Source organism: Acinetobacter sp. (genome assembly GCF_041919735.1).
Lineage (GTDB): Bacteria > Pseudomonadota > Gammaproteobacteria > Pseudomonadales > Moraxellaceae > Acinetobacter.
This window is the reverse complement of record NZ_JAYRTF010000005.1, coordinates 142644-158240: the sequence shown is the minus strand read 5'-3', so window position 1 is coordinate 158240 and position 15597 is coordinate 142644. Positions and strand designations below refer to the sequence as shown.

Below are 15597 nucleotides of genomic sequence, written 5' to 3'. Positions count from 1 at the left end.
CCTTCCCGAACTCAGAAGTGAAACCTCTTAGCGCTGATGGTAGTGTGGGGTTACCCATGTGAGAGTAAGTCATCGCCAGCTCATTATTCGAATCCCCCTCCGCTTAATGGCTGAGGGGGATTTTTTTTGCTTCGATTTTTTGCAAGAAAGTTAGAGAAATTAGGATATAGGCGTTTTAGCTTAGTTATCCTTAATTATCTTCCCAAGTTTTTGATCCAATAAGGAAGCCATGTATACTGAATGGGTATTACATGGAGTTTTCATGTCAGCTTCTTCTCCCCAGCCTGCTTATATTGAATATTATGGTTCGAAACAGTTTATAGCTGTTCTATTTTCTTTATTTCTAGCCGGCTTTGCTATTTTCTCATCACTGTATTGCGTACAGCCGATGATGCCGGTTTTTGCGCAATTTTTTTCTGTATCGCCTGCGCACAGCAGTTTTCCATTGTCTTTTTCAACCATTGCACTGGCGGTAGGGCTGCTGTTTTCCGGTCTGGCATATTTTCCTTTTTACTCGGGGGCTTATTGGGCTGGCGGTCAGCGGTGTTGCAGCCGTGGCCATGACTTATATTGGAGAAGAAATCGCAGCAAAGGATGTGGGTTTTGCTATGGGACTGTACATCTCTGGAACAGCCATTGGCGGCATGAGCGGACGGGTCATTGCGGGGATTCTGGTGGATTTTATTACTTGGCAAACGGCGCTGCTGATGATTGGCCTGCTGAATTTTGCGATTGCGCTGATTTTCCTCATGCTTTTACCAAAATCCAAGCATTTCAAAGCGTATCCGATCCGGCTGAACCGCTTTACAGAATCATTGCATCAAAATATAGCTGATCCCAAGCTGCGCTTGCTTTTTGTGCAAGGGTTCATTTTGATGGGCTGTTTTGTCTCTGTATTCAATTACATCAGCTATCATTTGCTGCAAAAGCCATTTTGAATGGTCGCAAACCTGGATTGGCTTAATTTCTGTCGTGTATCTTGCTGGAATATACAGTTCGCCTCGGGCGGCGAAGTGGAGCAGGAAGTTTGGCCGGGCTAAAGTATTGATCTGGATGCTGCTGATGATGCTGGTCGGATTGTTCATGATGCAGCTGGCATCTATTCCCGCAATCCTTATCGGGCTGCTGATTTTCACTTTTTCATTTTTTGCAGCGCATTCAACGGCCAGCAGCTGGGTTTCGATCCATGCTTTGAAATACCGAGCAACAGCGTCCTCTCTGTATTTATTTGCTTATTATCTCGGTTCCAGCGTGCTGGGCAGCTCTAGCGGATTGGTTTGGCAAAACTGGGGCTGGATGGGGGTTGCCGTTTTTATTGGTCTGATTTTAGCTTTGGGAATAGTTTTATCTTTTCACTTGCGAAGGGCATGAGCAGAATCTTTTTGCTGTTGAATAAAATGGCTCTGTATAAAGCTAAAGCTGGGATAAGGGAGGCTTGAATATGCAATCAGCCAGAATCAATGAGATCGATTGCCTATAAATATTGAATTTATATTTCTGCTGCCATGGATATTAAAATAGCTTGATTGGATTCATATTATCTTAAAATAAATTGAATAACTGCGCTTAAAATTTGAATTCCATCAATTTAATCTGATTTTAAATAGAATTTAAATAACTGATAAATAATACTCTTTTTAAGAATATTTTATTTGTGATCTTCCGATCAATGGCTTTGATTTTTATTTCAATTTCTTTTAAAGAATAAATATCATTTATTTTAACAGCTGAGGTATTTGATGAAAAAATTATTGTTTTCTACAATATGCTTTGGCTGTTTATTATTATGCACTGGATGTGTGAGTACAACCCATTTAGTGAAAGTAAACAATTAATGCTGATTCCTGAAAAGGCATGGACAGCGCAATCAGAACGTTCCTATAAACGCTTTGTCAATCAGGCAAAAGATCACAGATTTTGGTGATTGACGCGAAACTGGATCAAATTTTGCAGCAGCTGTGCAGTGAGGCGGGTCTTTTCCGTACAGGCGCAAAGCAGTGGAATTGGGAGATCAAAGGCAATTTAAACGGCGAGCTGAACAAGCACAGTTTGCCAGGCGGAAAAATCATCATCAATATAGGCCTGTATTGGGGCTTAAAGCTGAATCAGGATGAATAGGTTTTTGTGATTGCGCATTCGCTGTGGGGGGCATAACCGTGAAAAAGATCCATGATGTTGGCGAGCAATGCGGTCATTCTTGCGGCCACAGGCGGTGCGGGTGCTGCTGCGGCCAGCGCGGCAGGGCAGGCGGCCATCATGCCGCAAGGCTGGAACTTGGGAGCCGAAGCCGATGTGATGGCTTTGGATATTATGTCACGGGCCGGCTATAACCCAAAAGCCGCAGTCAATTTTTGGGTCAAATTCCAGCAAGAAAGCAACAGCCGCAAGGCGTTTGATATTAAGCCGCTGATGAGTGACGCATTGCATGCAGCCTGGCAAACATTGAACACTATTTGCCTGCAATGCAGATCAAATATGAACAGTTTCTAGCCACCAAGGCTCATTCAGCTCAATATACCGCGCGCAATACTGTGCAGTAATTTTGAGATTGCAATGGGTTTCGGTTTTCAGCACTCGCAAGGGTGCTTTTTTTATCGATGAAATGCATTTTTAATTATCAATGGATGGATTTTGTATAAATTATAATCAGGCAAGATGAATGGAATTCATGGTAAAATGATCGGCTTTCATCTTTGATCTGATTTTCAGGTCTTCCATCTGCCAGCCGAGAATTGCTAGCCATGTCTACTGCTTATACCATGCAGACTGCGCCGAAAGCGCTGTTTGATTACGACAAATATTGGGCGTCGTGTTTTGATCCTGCGCCATTTTTGCCGATGTCGCGCGAAGAAATGGATTTACTTGGCTGGGACAGCTGTGACTTTATTTTGGTCTGCGGTGATGCCTATATTGACCATCCGTCTTTTGTATCCGGCATTATCGGCCGCGTACTGGAAGCGCAAGGTTTCCGTGTCGGCATTATTGCGCAGCCAGACTGGACTTCTGCGGAAGCGTTTAAAGCTTTAGGCAAGCCGAATATTGCATGGGGCGTGACGGCGGGCAACATGGACTCCATGATCAACCGCTATACAGCCGACCGCAAAATCCGTTCCGATGATGCTTATTCTCCAGACAATGCGCCGAACAAGCGTCCAGACCGCGCGGCAACCGTCTATTGCCAGCGCTGCCGTGAAGCATTTCCGGATGTGCCGGTATTGCTGGGCGGGATTGAAGCTTCCCTGCGCCGCATTGCGCATTATGATTACTGGTCAGACAAAGTCCGCCGCTCGGTGCTGATGGATTCCAAAGCCGATTTATTGATGTACGGCAATGGCGAGCGTTCAATTATTGAAGTGATGCACCGTCTGGCCAAAGGTGAAAAAATCCACGAGATTACGGATGTGCGCGGAACCGCGTTTATCGTCAATAAAAATAACCGCGCATCGAAAGCGCAATTTGTCGAAATCGCATCGAATGATGTCGATACGGTGGGCCGTGTTGATCCGATCATCAACCCTTATGTGATGACGGAAGATTTGGACGGCTGTGAAATTGAGAAAGAAAAAGGCAATTCTTTAACGCAATATCAGAATTTCCAAAAAGAAGCGGTCGCCAATCCGATTGTGCGTGCAGGCGACAGCTTAGATGCGGATACGCAAATTGTGCAGCTGCAGCCCTCATCCAAAGCGATTAAGCATAAATTGCCGCCGCGCGAATTGGCGGTGATCCGTTTGCCGGCATTTGAAGATGTGGCGGATGATCCGGTGCTGTATGCGCATGCCAACCGTATTTTGCATTTGGAAACCAATCCGGGCAATGCGCGGGCTTTGGTGCAAAAGCATGGCGAGCGCGATGTGTGGCTGAATGCGCCGCCGATTCCGCTGACCACGGAAGAAATGGATTACGTGTTTGACTTGCCGTATGCGCGTTTGCCGCATCCGTCTTATGGCGAAGCGCGTTTCCCGGCATTCGACATGATTAAATTTTCGGTGAATATCATGCGCGGCTGTTTTGGCGGCTGCACTTTCTGTTCGATTACTGAACATGAAGGCCGCATTATTCAAAACCGCTCGGAAGAGTCGATTCTGCGTGAAGTGGAAAAAATCCGTGATACAGCGCCGGGCTTTACCGGGATTATTTCCGATTTAGGTGGCCCAACGGCCAATATGTACCGTTTGGCGTGCAAAGACCCTGAAATTGAGAAAAATTGCCGTAAGCCGTCGTGCGTATTCCCGGGTGTGTGTCAAAACCTGCATACCGACCATGCGCCGCTGACCCAGCTGTACCGCAAAGCGCGTGCGCTTAAAGGCATTAAGAAGATTTTGATCGGTTCAGGCCTGCGCTATGATTTGGCGGTCTTGAACCCTGAATATGTCAAAGAATTGGTGACGCATCACGTCGGCGGCTATTTGAAAATTGCGCCGGAGCATACTGAAAAAGGCCCATTGTCGAAGATGATGAAACCGGGCATCGGCACTTATGACCGCTTCAAGCAAATGTTTGAGCGCTTCAGCAAAGAGGCGGGCAAGGAGCAGTATCTGATTCCTTACTTCATCGCGGCGCATCCGGGCACCACCGATTACGACATGATGAACTTGGCGATTTGGCTGAAAAAGAATGGTTTCCGCGCTGATCAGGTGCAGACTTTCTATCCGTCACCGATGGCGACAGCAACCACCATGTATTACACCGGTAAAAACCCGCTGGCCAAAGTGGCGCGCTATACCGAACAGGTGGACATCGTGAAAGGCGAGAAGCGCCGCCGCTTGCATAAAGCGTTCCTGCGCTATCATGATCCGAACAACTGGCCGTTATTGCGTGAAGCCTTAAAAGAGATGGGCCGTCAGGACTTGATCGGCAATTCCAAGCAGCACCTGATTCCGACTTATCAGCCTGCGGGGGGAACTGAAGGGCAGTATCAGTCTGCGCGCAAGAAAAATTCCACCATTGCAGGCGATTCGCAAAAGCGCACCGGTGAAAATACCGCGCGTTCGCAATCACGCAATGGCAATTCTTCCGGCCGTCCGCAAAAAGGGCAGATTTTGACCCAGCATACTGGTTTGCCGCCGCGTGAAACAGGCGATAAAAAGCCGTTTGGCGGGGTCAAAAGCAAAAATAAAGGCAAAGTAAAATCACGGTCTTAATGGAATCTTTGACTAGGGCGCTGCGGCGCCCTTTTCATTGCCCATCAGCTTGATCAGGCTGCCCGCAGAACGCAATCAGGCTGCTGGATTGAAGACCAATCAGTTCATCGGAATTGTTAGACAATTGTCTTAACGCGCTTGCGGGATTTTCCTGAAATGGCATAGAGTAAAAGCCTAAGCGCAAGATGCGCTGTATTTTCAGCATGGAATGCTTGGTTACAAAGTATCTGTACACATATTGATTATTTTTAATCAATAATGAATGCAGCTGTTGAGCAATATTTAAAACGCAATTTTAACAATAAGACCGCCTGCAGGCTGATGTAACTTAAGGCTGCAGTGCAAAATGATTATAAGAAATGTAAAGGATTATGAGAGATGGCAATGTATATTGTGATCGCGAGCATATTGCTCGGCTGCATGCTCATAATGGCTTGGAAAAGTTTAGACCATAATGCCAAGCAGCAAGATAGCGCATTGAAACAGCGCGCTATTTTCAATATTAATGAGCAGCTGACCTATACGCGTCTAAAGGAAATTCTGCCAAACCATATTATTTTGGCGCATGTTTCTTTTGATGCGTTGCTGACAACCAAATATTACCGGACACGGAATAAGTACCGGAATATGGTTGCGGATTTTGTTGTGCTGGATGAAAATCAGCAGATTCAAGCCATTATCGCTTTAGATGACCCGATGGTGCTGAAGCGCATTCAGCCGATGCAATATCAGGATGCCTTGCTGCAGCTGGCGGGCTACCGCGTCATCCGCTATGACGATGTGCCTGAGTATTCACAGCTGCGTGAAGATTTTTTGGGCAGCCAGACGAAATTTAAGCAAATCTCACCCGTCAGCGATCTGAAAAAGTATCATTTATATTCAGATCTGGAGCGTAAAAAGCTGAAAGCGCTGAGCTGATGCTGAAACAGGAAATAAAAAAGCATGCGCCGAAACGCATGCTTTTTTTAATTTAGGCGGGGGTTATTCAGGCTTGATGGCCACCACGGTGAGCTCGACCAAAACGCGCGGATCATACAGTTTGGCTTCAACACAAGTGCGGGGCAGGGCCTGAATGCCGCTGACCCAAGCATCCCAGACTTCATTGAAGGCTGCATAATCTTTTTCGATATCTTTTAGATAGATAGTGACAGACATGATGTGGCTTTTGTCGGTTCCGGCATCAGCCAGAAACTGATCAATCACATCGAAGGTCTGCTGCGTTTGACCTTTGATATCTAAATCAAGATCACTCGCAAGCTGGCCTGCCAAATGCACTAAATTGCCTGAAACTGCAATCTCAGAAAAACGTTGGGCTACGTGCAGCCGCTGTACAGTCATGCGCTTATTCCTGTGTTTTCGGCATGGTGGCTGCGATAAGCGCAGTCAGCAAACAGCCGAGAGCTAAATAGACCGCGACATAATGCCATGAACCCTTGCCCCAAATCACTAGCGATGCTGCAATAAATGGGGTAAAGCCGCCGCCGATAATGCTGGCGACCTGATAGCCGACACCCGCGCCGCTATAGCGGTATTCGGTGCCGAATAATTCTGTGAAAATGGGCTGATGCACGCTGACCACCATATCATGCGCAACATTGGCCAATAAAATTGCGCCGATGATAATCATCCAGGTATTTTGCGCATCCAGCGCCATAAAAAATGGAAAGGCAGACAAAGCGCCGATCAGGCCACCCATGACGCACATTTTTCGATGGTCAAAGCGGTCTGCAAGCCAGGCAAAAAACGGAATGCTGAAACAGCTGACGGCGCCGACCATGAGGGTAATATTCAAAAAGAACTGCTTGTCCATGCCCAGATTTTGAGTGGAGTAATTCAGCGCGAAATTGGTCACCAAGTACATGGTCAGCAGTTCCGCCATGCGCAGCGCAATAATGTAAAAGAAGGCTTTGGGATGCTGGCGGACGGCCTGCACAATCGGCAGTTTTTGCGCTTTGGGTTCAGACTTTGCCGCTTGGTCCAAGAATTCTTGCGATTCATCTTGATCGCGGCGGATCCACATTGCAATGCCGATTAAAATGATACTGGCAATAAAAGGCAGACGCCAAGCCCAGTCAGAAAAGGCTTCTTCGCCTAAAACAGCAATGATGAGGCTGACGGCGCCGGTGGCCAGCACCAAGCCTACACCATAGCCGATTTGAACGCCGCTGCTGTAAAAGGCTTTTTTGCCTTTGGGGGCATTTTCAACGGCCATCAGCGCTGCGCCGCCCCATTCGCCGCCCACGGCAAAGCCTTGCAAGGCGCGGAACGTGACCAGGAGGACAGGCGCCCACCAGCCAATGGCGGCAAAGTTCGGCAGCAAGCCAATGCCGACGGTGGATAGGCCCATCATCACAACGGTCATCACCAGCATTTTTTTCCGGCCGAGCTTATCGCCGAAATGGCCGAACACAATGCCGCCCAGCGGACGGAATAAGAAACCCACGCCAAAAGTGGCTAATGCCGCCAGTGTGCCCATATTGGCGCCAATGCTGGGGAAAAATTGATCTTTGAAAATCAGTGCGGCAACAATGCCGTAAAGCAGGAAATCATACCAGTCAACGACAGCGCCGATAAAACTGCTGAGCGCGGCTTTGCGGGCACGCTGTTCTTGGGAAAGATTGGATTGGGCAGAAGAGGATTCGGCCGGAGAAAATTTTGACATGCAGGAATGGCGTTCCATGAGTGACAGCAGAGATGTCCTGCAATATTCGGATTGGATCGTCACGCCAATTACAGGACATTATGCTGAAAGTAAAGGTGATTTTCAGCATCTCGGCGCATACATGGATAAATGCAACGCGCAGTTAGATTACCCCAAATTTACGGAATGTGAAGTGCAATTTGTTTCATTTTTATTCTTTTGTACGAAACTTGCGCAGCAGGTTCAGGTTACAGCAGGGAAAGCTGCGCTTCTTCCTGCGCGGCCGCCAGCTGATAAACGCCAATGCCGATCAGCCGAAATTGAAAATCTTCAGGCACACGCATTTCTTCCAGCAATTGAAGCAGCGCCTGTTCTAAATCCACGGGGCTGCTGAGCGGGGTGTTGAAGCGCTTGCTGTGCTGCAGCACTTGGAAATTTTTCAGCTTTAATTTGGCGGATACGCCGCGCGCGTTCAGCTGCTTGCGCTCCAGGCTGCGCCAGACTTGGCTGATTAAATTGGGCCAGAACGGCTGGCACTGCGCTAAGGTCAGATCATCATCAAAGGTGGTTTCCTTGGAAATCTGCTGGCGCTCGCGCTCGGCCTGCACAGGCCGTTCATCAATGCCCTGCGCATAGAGAAACAGCTACTTGCCGTATTTGCCAAAATGATGCACCAGCACCGCTTCATCAATTTCCTGCAGATCGCCTAAGGTTTCCAGCTGCATGGCCTTGAGTTTTTCTTGCGTCACCTTGCCGACGCCAGGAATTTTTTTCAGCGGCAGATCATGAATAAACGCTTTCACTTTTGAGGGCTTAATGACGCAGATGCCGTTGGGCTTGTTCCAGTCTGAGGCGACTTTGGCCAGAAACTTATTGGGCGCAACCCCTGCGGACGCGGTTAATCCTGTGGCCTGAAAAATGTCTTCGCGGATGCGCATGGCCACTTCAGTGGCGCTGGCCATGCGCTGCAGGTTGTCGGTGACATTCAAGTAAGCTTCATCTAAGGACAGCGGTTCAATCAGCGCGGTATAGCGCTGAAAAATTTGGTGAATCTGCGCTGATACGGCGCGGTATTTCTCAAAATTCGGCTCGATGATGATGACGTGCGGGCAGAGTTTCAGCCCTTGGCGCATAGGCATGGCGGAACGCAGGCCGAACTCGCGCGCAGGATAGGAGGCGGCGCAAATCACTGCGCGCGGATGATGGGAGGACACCACCACCGGCACATGGCGCAGTTCAGGCCGTTCACGCAATTCTACTGATGCATAAAAGGCATCCATATCAATATGAATGATTTTTCTCATGCAAGCCGCATTATCTGAAATCTGTAAGCCTAGAGTATGGCATAGCCTGCATGCAGCGGATAGCGTTGAGTGACGGCGCTGCGACACAGGCTGACTCGGTAAAATTGGCTATGCGTGCTGTTAAGGTTGCAGCTAATCGCACCGCAGGGCGTTTTGGCGCCGTACTATTTTTCAGATTTTTCTACAGCGGGCGGATGAAGATGCAGGCCATTTTTCAGTAAAAAAGCATTCCACTGTTTTTGCGTGCCGTTAAACACATTCAAATCTACGGCTTTGGGAACGCCTTGGATTTGACCTTGATTGGTGTGCTGCCAAAACAGCCATTCCGGATTGTTTTTCAGCTCCGGCTTGCCTTGATATTCGCGCACCCAGAGCGGCGTATTTTTGAATTCTCCAGCCAGCACAATGTTGTAGAACGATTTGGAAATATAGAAAATCGGCTGTTTGCCATAGTGCTGCATCAGCCGGTCATGCATCAGCTGGATTTCTTTCAGCAGCTGGTCTTTGCTGTAGGTATTGATGCATTTGCTGTCATATTCCAGATCAATCACCGGCGGCAGGGCATCGCTGCGTTTCGGCACGGTTTCAATGAAATTCTGCGCCTGAATGCTGCCGTCGCGGCAGAGGCGGTAAAAATGATAGGCGCCGACATTCAGCCCCTGTTCACGCGCTTGCAGCCAGTTGTCCTGAAACTTGGTGTCTTTAAAGTCGCCGCCTTCGGTGGCTTTGAGATAGACAAATTGATAGGCCTGCGGTGAAATTTTTTTCCATTGCACATCGCCCTGATGATGTGAAACATCAAAGCCTTTGACCGGATATTCTTCTGCCGATGCAAAACGGTGCGGCATAATCAAAACGTAGGCCAGCAGCGCCAAGGCTGCGCATCCGAGCACGCCCAGCGCTGGACGGCGGTAAGCTTTGAACGGGGCAGCAGCGGTCTTGCGTTTTTTCATCGGTCAAAAAGAAATGCTGAAGTGAGGCTCACATGATAGCGCGAAGCGGGTTCAGAGACTATGCAGTTTGCGTTCAGCACATTAAACCGCCGTATTTTTGGGAATATGCCAGAAAATGGCTGCAGTAATGATATTGATGCTGCCCAGGCAGATGAGGGTGGCGTGGAAGGCTGAGGCAATATGCGCGGCATCAAAATAAGCGCTGAATGCATTCACCAGCGTACCCGCCAGCGCGACGCCGATACTCATGGACACCATCATGATCATGGACAGGAAGCTGTTGCCGCTGCTGGCATCCTGCTGCGGCAAATCTTTGAGCGTCAGCGTGTTCATGGAGACAAACTGCAGCGAATTCAGCATGCCGAAAATAAAGAAGTGCAGGGCGCGCAGCCAAAGCGGGGTGTCTGCTGAGCTGAGCGCAAAGCTGGCAATGCAGGCGCCGACCAGCAGGGTGTTGACCAAAAGCACTTTCCGGTAGCCGAAGCGCTGAATAATCGGGCGGATCACCGGCTTGGACGCCAACGAACCGAGCACGGTCGGAATCATCAGCAGGCCGGCAATAAAAGGTTCAAAGCCAAAAGCGATCTGCAGCATCAGCGGCATTAAAAACGGCATGGCATTGCCGCCAAGGCGGGCAAAAAAATTGCCCAAGATGCCAATGGCATAAATTTGGTTTTTAAACAGCTTGCTGCGGAACAGCGCATTTTGATGGGTATGCGAATGCAAGGCATAAACCGCTGCAGCAGCCAGCCCGGCACAGATCAAGCTGATGCTCCAGTACAGCGGCAGCGAGGTGCTGGCGAAATTTTCAATGCCGAGCGAGAGGCCAGCCATGGCAATCACCAGCAGCAGAAAGCCGAAAAAATCAAAGCGCGGCACATCGGCTTCTGTGACATTCGGCATGGCTTTGAAGGTGATCAGGCAGCCCAGTGCGCCCATTGGAAGATTAATCAAAAAAATCCAGTGCCATGTGGCAACTTGCACCAGCCAGCCGCCCAGTGTGGGGCCAATCAGCGGGCCAATCAGGCCGGCAAGGCTCATCAGGCTCATGGCGGATAAAAATTGCGTACGCGGAATGACTTTCAGCATGGCCAGGCGCCCGACAGGCAGCAGCAGCGCTCCGCCCATGCCTTGCAGCACGCGGTAGAACAGCAGCTCATTTAAGCTGTCCGATTGGCCGCAGCCCAGCGAGGCCAAAGTGAAAATAATGATCGCGCTAAAGTAGGTATTGCGCACGCCGAAACGGTCGGCCAGCCAGCCGCTGAGCGGTATGCAGGCCGCGACAGACAAGACATAGGCCACCACGACGCTGTGCATGTTCAGCGGGTCTTCGTTCAAATGCGCGGCCATCGACGGGATGGCGGTATTGACGATGGTGGTGTCCAGGCCCTGCATAAAAAAACCGATCGACACCAGCAGGACCAAAAGTCTGAATTCGGGCTGTAAGGCTTGATGTGAAGGCGTGGCGTTCATGGCATGATAAAACTGAAGATTTCCAAGCAGTTTAGCTGAAATTGGCTGAGGATGGTGCTGCAATCGTGCAGTTCATCAACTGCAACCGAATTGCAGCGTAGTGGTCATCGAGTTGAAATTTCAGCTTTATACATTGGTCAAAAATTATGTGAATAATGACTAAGATGATGAATTTAAAAGTTTCTGCTTTAGCGCTCGCGATATTGAGCTTGGGATTAAGCGCATGCAACAGCAGCAGTGATGACAGTGCAGCACAGCCGCCAGCTGTTGTAGAACAGACACCGCAGAGCATAGAGCTGGTGCGCTTAAGCGCCTATGAGTCGGGTATATTTGGCGCCAGCGCTGCAGAAATTCCTGCTTTTGACGCTGCCAGCAAACGTTTATTTGTGGTGAATGCAGAAGCAGGGGAGCTGGATGTTTTGGACGCATCTGATCCTGCACATCCCAAAAAAATTGGCGCTATTTCTACTCACGGTCTGTTGCCGAATTCTGAAGTGAATAGTGTGGCCGTACATCAGGGTGTTGTGGCTGTTGCGGTGCAGGCTGCCAATAAAACGGATAGAGGCAAAGTGGCATTTTATCAGGCCAGTGATTTGTCGCTGATCAGCTCAGTAGATGTGGGCGCATTGCCCGATATGCTGACTTTCAGCCCTAATGGCAAATGGGTGGTGGTGGCCAATGAAGGTGAGCCAAGCGATGATTATCAAATCGATCCAGAAGGTTCTGTGGTGATTATTGATATCTCGAATATTCAATCACCTAAAGCAGTCATTGCTGGATTCTCAGACTGGAATAGCGCAGAGAAAAAGGCTGGACTGATTCAGTCCGGTGTGCGGATTTATGGGCCAAATGCAACAGTGGCGCAAGATTTGGAGCCTGAGTATGTGACCATCAGTGCAGACAGTAAAACAGCATGGGTGACCTTGCAGGAAAATAATGCGATTGCTGAAGTTGATTTAAGTACTCAAAAAGTGACGAATATTTTTGCATTGGGTGAGAAAGACCATGGCCTGCCTGAAAATGCATTGGATGTGAGTGATGCAGACGGCAAAATCAATATTCAGGCATGGCCGGGTGTGGTTGGTTTGTATCAGCCAGATGCCATTGCCAATTACCAGTTTGAAGGCAGTACCTATTTGGTGACAGCCAATGAGGGTGATGCTCGTGCATGGGGGGAGAACAATCCGCTGTATTGGGGCAAAAGCCTAAAAGAAGATGCTAATGCTGTGGGTGACAGCAGCAAGGGCTATGTCGAAGAATTCCGCGTGAAGCATTTGGTGCATAAAGATGGTTTTTCACGCCGCCAAGGAGATGATCTACCGCCGCAGCTGCGGGAATTAGCCAAAGGCGCCAATTTAAATCCTACCGTTTTTGCATACTGTGGCGCGGTGCTGGGGGATGCCAAAGCCTGCCGCAATGATGATCAATTGGGCCGTTTAAATATTGTTTGGAATATGGGTTACCAAAAGAATGCGGACGGTACGCCCAAGCTGGATGATAAAGGCTATATGACTTATGACAAGCTGTATGCTATGGGTGGGCGTTCATTTGCCATTTGGGATACGCAAGGCAAACTGGTCTGGGATTCTGGACGTGAGTTTGAAGAAAAAGTGGCGGAATTTTTCCCAGCGTATTTTAACTCTAACCACGAAGCCAGCCTATTTGATGACCGCAGCGATAATAAAGGTCCAGAGCCTGAAGGCTTGGCGCTGGGTCAAATTGGGCAGAAGACTTTTGCCTTTATAGGCTTAGAGCGTATGGGCGGCATTATGGTGTATGACATCAGTAACCCAAGAAAAGCGCAATTTATACAGTATTTGAATGACCGCAGCTTTAAACAGGACACTGCGCAGCTGGACAAAAACGGTCAGAAAGTACTGGATAAAAATGGCAAAGAAGTGCTGATTGAAAAGGGAGATCTTGGCCCTGAAGGCTTGATTTTCATTGCAGCCAGCAAATCGCCAAATGGCAAACCTTTATTGGCTGTAGGCAATGAAGTCAGCGGGACGACAGCCATTTATGAAATAAAGCTGAAATAACGACTATTTCAAGGTGATTAAAGGGGGAGCATATTGCTTCCCTTTTTTGATGCCTGAAAATAAAGATTGGCTTCAGCGGCTGCAAATGAAATATCATGGTCATACTTTGGAAAGATGTCTTGCCTGCAGGACGGTGCGATTTTTTGATTCAGGTTGCTGAAATACGATGACAATTGAAATTTTAATGGTAATTGGCTTTTGTTTGGCGGCCTACTCCATTGTCGGCAATGATGTGCCGCAAACGCTGGGGACCTTTATTTCATCCAATGCGCACCGCCCATGGTGGCTGCTGTGGCTCTATGTCAGCTCTATTTTAGTGGCTGTGCTGCTGTATGGCTGGTTTGCTTCCGGCACCGGCGACGCATCATACGGACGTTTGGAAACCATTCCGTTTCCTGCCGATGGGGTGACGTGGCTGTATGTGGTGCCGCCGATTCTGCTGATCATTTTGACCAAATACGGCATTCCAGTCAGCACGACCTTCTTGGTTCTGACGATTTTTTCTCCCAGCAGCTTAGGCTCAATGCTGACCAAATCCATGATGGGCTATGCGGTCGCATTCATTGTCGCCATCATTGTTTACCGCTTTGTCATTAAGCAGATTTCCGTTCACTTCAGCAAAACCCGCAATGAAAAGCATTCCAATATTTGGGTCGGGCTGCAGTGGGTTTCGACGGCATTTTTGTGGAGCCAATGGCTGATTCAGGACTTGGCGAACATTTTTGTTTACGTGCCGCGCGCCGTGCCATTTTGGTTTTTAATTTTTGCCATTACCGTTTTTGTGGTGCTGCTGGGCATTATTCTGTATCGGCGCGGCGGCGCGATTCAGAACATTATTGATACCAAAACCGGCGTTGCAGACATCCGTTCTGCGACCATCATCGATTTTATGTATGCGTCCATTCTGCTGGTGTTTAAAGAATGGAGCAATATTCCAATGAGCACCACATGGGTGTTCCTCGGCTTGCTGGCCGGGCGCGAATTCGCCATGGCGATGCATCTGCATGAGGTCAATAAATATAAAACTTCGCGCAATGTCAGCAAGGACGCCATGAAGCTGATGTTCGGCTTGGTGATCAGCATTTTCCTGGCGACAACTTTGCCGTGGTTCTATCATCTGGTTTCCGGCAAATAATGGGCCTGCGTTTTCCCGCTCTTATGCTTTGACCTACCTGGCTGGATGCGCAGCAGAAGCGGCAGATTGCAATGCGCAATGCAAAAAAAGCGGGCTGATCAGCCCGCTTTTTTATGTGGCCTTAAACCACAAAACGTTCCGGCGAATCCAGATTGCGCAGCGCGCTGAAAATCTGTTTGGAGGAGTTGCAGACAATCAGTTTCGCGCGGTGCTGCGGCGGCAGAAAACCTTCCAGCACGGCATGATCCAGCTGCGCAATCAGCGCATCATAAAAGCCGTTGACGTTGTACAGCATCATCGGTTTCTGGTGCTGATTCAACTGGCCCCAAGTGGCGATTTCCAAAATTTCCTCGAAGGTACCCAAACCGCCCGGCAAGGCAATAAAGGCGCTGGCGCGCTCAGCCATCAGCGCTTTGCGTTCATGCATGGTCTGCACCACGTGCAATTCGGTCAGGCCATTGTGGGCAATTTCATAATCCAGCATAAATTCAGGAATCACGCCAACGGCTTCACCGCCATGCTGTAGCACGGTATCTGCGACTTGGCCCATCAAGCCAATGCTGGCGCCGCCGTAGACCAAGCCAAAGCCCTGATCGGCAATGCCTTTGGCCAAGGCGATGGCTTTTTCCTGATAAATCGGGTTATTACCTGAGCGGGAGCCGCAATACAGGGCGATCAGCGGCCGGTTTGCGCGGGAAGGGGAGAGAGTTGAAGCTTCTGTCATTTTTAATACGCTATTCATGTCGTTTTATTCACCTTATCATTTTCTTTTTTATGGCTCTAGCCTAGTCTGAAAATATGACAGAATGATGCAGCAGCGCTCTTTGCGTGCAGATTTTTTGCAGCGCAGCGCAAGCCCGGTAAAAAAAGATGAAATTCTGTCCCAGCTTGCTATACTGAATCCTTGT

General features: G+C 48.9%; 11 protein-coding genes and 2 pseudogenes. 7 read left to right on the top strand and 6 right to left on the bottom strand.

All coding sequences use genetic code 11. The features are described from left to right. Positions 1 to 262: 262 nt before the first annotated feature. The 5 genes and pseudogenes from ACE3T3_RS04735 (at position 263) to ACE3T3_RS04715 (ending at position 6062) form a co-directional block, all read left to right on the top strand. Positions 263 to 1371 (top strand): annotated as a pseudogene (locus ACE3T3_RS04735) (MFS transporter). A gap of 549 nt (positions 1372 to 1920) precedes the next feature. Further along, positions 1921 to 2118: a hypothetical protein gene (locus ACE3T3_RS04730; protein WP_374664561.1), complete on the top strand. Its 198-nt coding sequence runs from the start codon at positions 1921 to 1923 to the stop codon at positions 2116 to 2118. A gap of 51 nt (positions 2119 to 2169) precedes the next feature. Beyond that, on the top strand, positions 2170 to 2490 hold the full coding sequence (locus ACE3T3_RS04725; protein ID WP_374664559.1) for a hypothetical protein: 321 nt from the start codon (positions 2170 to 2172) through the stop codon (positions 2488 to 2490). Positions 2491 to 2741: 251 nt separating this feature from the next. Further along, the gene (locus ACE3T3_RS04720) at positions 2742 to 5144 is read left to right on the top strand and encodes a YgiQ family radical SAM protein (RefSeq protein WP_374664557.1); all 2403 of its coding nucleotides are present in this window, start codon (positions 2742 to 2744) and stop codon (positions 5142 to 5144) included. A gap of 378 nt (positions 5145 to 5522) precedes the next feature. After that, entirely contained in the window at positions 5523 to 6062 is a 540-nt protein-coding gene (locus ACE3T3_RS04715; RefSeq protein WP_374664555.1) for a DUF2726 domain-containing protein, read from the top strand. A gap of 63 nt (positions 6063 to 6125) precedes the next feature. On the opposite strand, the gene ACE3T3_RS04710 is transcribed toward ACE3T3_RS04715, so the two are convergent. From ACE3T3_RS04710 to mdtD, 5 genes and pseudogenes are all read right to left on the bottom strand, one after another. Beyond that, positions 6126 to 6482, bottom strand: a complete 357-nt coding sequence (locus ACE3T3_RS04710; RefSeq protein ID WP_374664553.1) for a RidA family protein — start codon at positions 6480 to 6482, stop codon at positions 6126 to 6128. Between the two features lie 4 nt (positions 6483 to 6486). Further along, positions 6487 to 7806 carry a shikimate transporter gene (gene shiA / locus ACE3T3_RS04705; RefSeq protein WP_374664551.1) on the bottom strand — a complete coding sequence of 440 codons (1320 nt, stop codon included), beginning with the start codon at positions 7804 to 7806 and terminating at the stop codon, positions 6487 to 6489. 227 nt (positions 7807 to 8033) lie between these two features. Further along, positions 8034 to 9089 (bottom strand): annotated as a pseudogene (gene dinB, locus ACE3T3_RS04700) (DNA polymerase IV). Between the two features lie 164 nt (positions 9090 to 9253). Next, positions 9254 to 10042 (bottom strand): GH25 family lysozyme, encoded by a 789-nt coding sequence (locus ACE3T3_RS04695; protein ID WP_374664549.1) that lies wholly within the window; start codon positions 10040 to 10042, stop codon positions 9254 to 9256. Positions 10043 to 10123: 81 nt separating this feature from the next. Then, positions 10124 to 11515, bottom strand: coding sequence for a multidrug transporter subunit MdtD (gene mdtD, locus ACE3T3_RS04690; protein WP_374664548.1), 1392 nt, complete (start codon positions 11513 to 11515; stop codon positions 10124 to 10126). A 167-nt stretch (positions 11516 to 11682) separates the two neighbouring features. On the opposite strand from mdtD, the gene ACE3T3_RS04685 reads away from it, so the two are divergent. Together ACE3T3_RS04685 and ACE3T3_RS04680 are read left to right on the top strand one after the other, a co-directional pair. Continuing rightward, the gene (locus tag ACE3T3_RS04685; protein ID WP_374664575.1) at positions 11683 to 13554 is read left to right on the top strand and encodes a choice-of-anchor I family protein; all 1872 of its coding nucleotides are present in this window, start codon (positions 11683 to 11685) and stop codon (positions 13552 to 13554) included. Positions 13555 to 13720: 166 nt separating this feature from the next. After that, complete coding sequence (locus tag ACE3T3_RS04680) at positions 13721 to 14689, top strand: hypothetical protein (protein WP_374664546.1); 969 nt, start codon at positions 13721 to 13723, stop codon at positions 14687 to 14689. Between the two features lie 121 nt (positions 14690 to 14810). Here the strand turns inward: ACE3T3_RS04680 and ACE3T3_RS04675 are convergent, their stop codons facing one another. Further along, a complete protein-coding gene (locus tag ACE3T3_RS04675; RefSeq protein WP_374664544.1) occupies positions 14811 to 15431 on the bottom strand; it encodes a TIGR00730 family Rossman fold protein in 621 nt (206 codons plus the stop codon). Positions 15432 to 15597 lie beyond the last annotated feature (166 nt).

What these genes read in the sequence shown, in the direction of transcription:
- ACE3T3_RS04680 (WP_374664546.1), top strand. Translation starts at nt 13,721, where the DNA reads ATGACAATTGAAATTTTAATGGTAATTGGCTTTTGTTTGGCGGCCTAC.
- ACE3T3_RS04710 (WP_374664553.1), bottom strand. Translation starts at nt 6,482, where the DNA reads ATGACTGTACAGCGGCTGCACGTAGCCCAACGTTTTTCTGAGATTGCA.
- ACE3T3_RS04720 (WP_374664557.1), top strand. Translation starts at nt 2,742, where the DNA reads ATGTCTACTGCTTATACCATGCAGACTGCGCCGAAAGCGCTGTTTGAT.
- ACE3T3_RS04685 (WP_374664575.1), top strand. Translation starts at nt 11,683, where the DNA reads ATGAATTTAAAAGTTTCTGCTTTAGCGCTCGCGATATTGAGCTTGGGA.
- ACE3T3_RS04695 (WP_374664549.1), bottom strand. Translation starts at nt 10,042, where the DNA reads ATGAAAAAACGCAAGACCGCTGCTGCCCCGTTCAAAGCTTACCGCCGT.
- ACE3T3_RS04725 (WP_374664559.1), top strand. Translation starts at nt 2,170, where the DNA reads ATGATGTTGGCGAGCAATGCGGTCATTCTTGCGGCCACAGGCGGTGCG.
- ACE3T3_RS04715 (WP_374664555.1), top strand. Translation starts at nt 5,523, where the DNA reads ATGGCAATGTATATTGTGATCGCGAGCATATTGCTCGGCTGCATGCTC.
- shiA (WP_374664551.1), bottom strand. Translation starts at nt 7,806, where the DNA reads ATGTCAAAATTTTCTCCGGCCGAATCCTCTTCTGCCCAATCCAATCTT.
- mdtD (WP_374664548.1), bottom strand. Translation starts at nt 11,515, where the DNA reads ATGAACGCCACGCCTTCACATCAAGCCTTACAGCCCGAATTCAGACTT.
- ACE3T3_RS04675 (WP_374664544.1), bottom strand. Translation starts at nt 15,431, where the DNA reads ATGAATAGCGTATTAAAAATGACAGAAGCTTCAACTCTCTCCCCTTCC.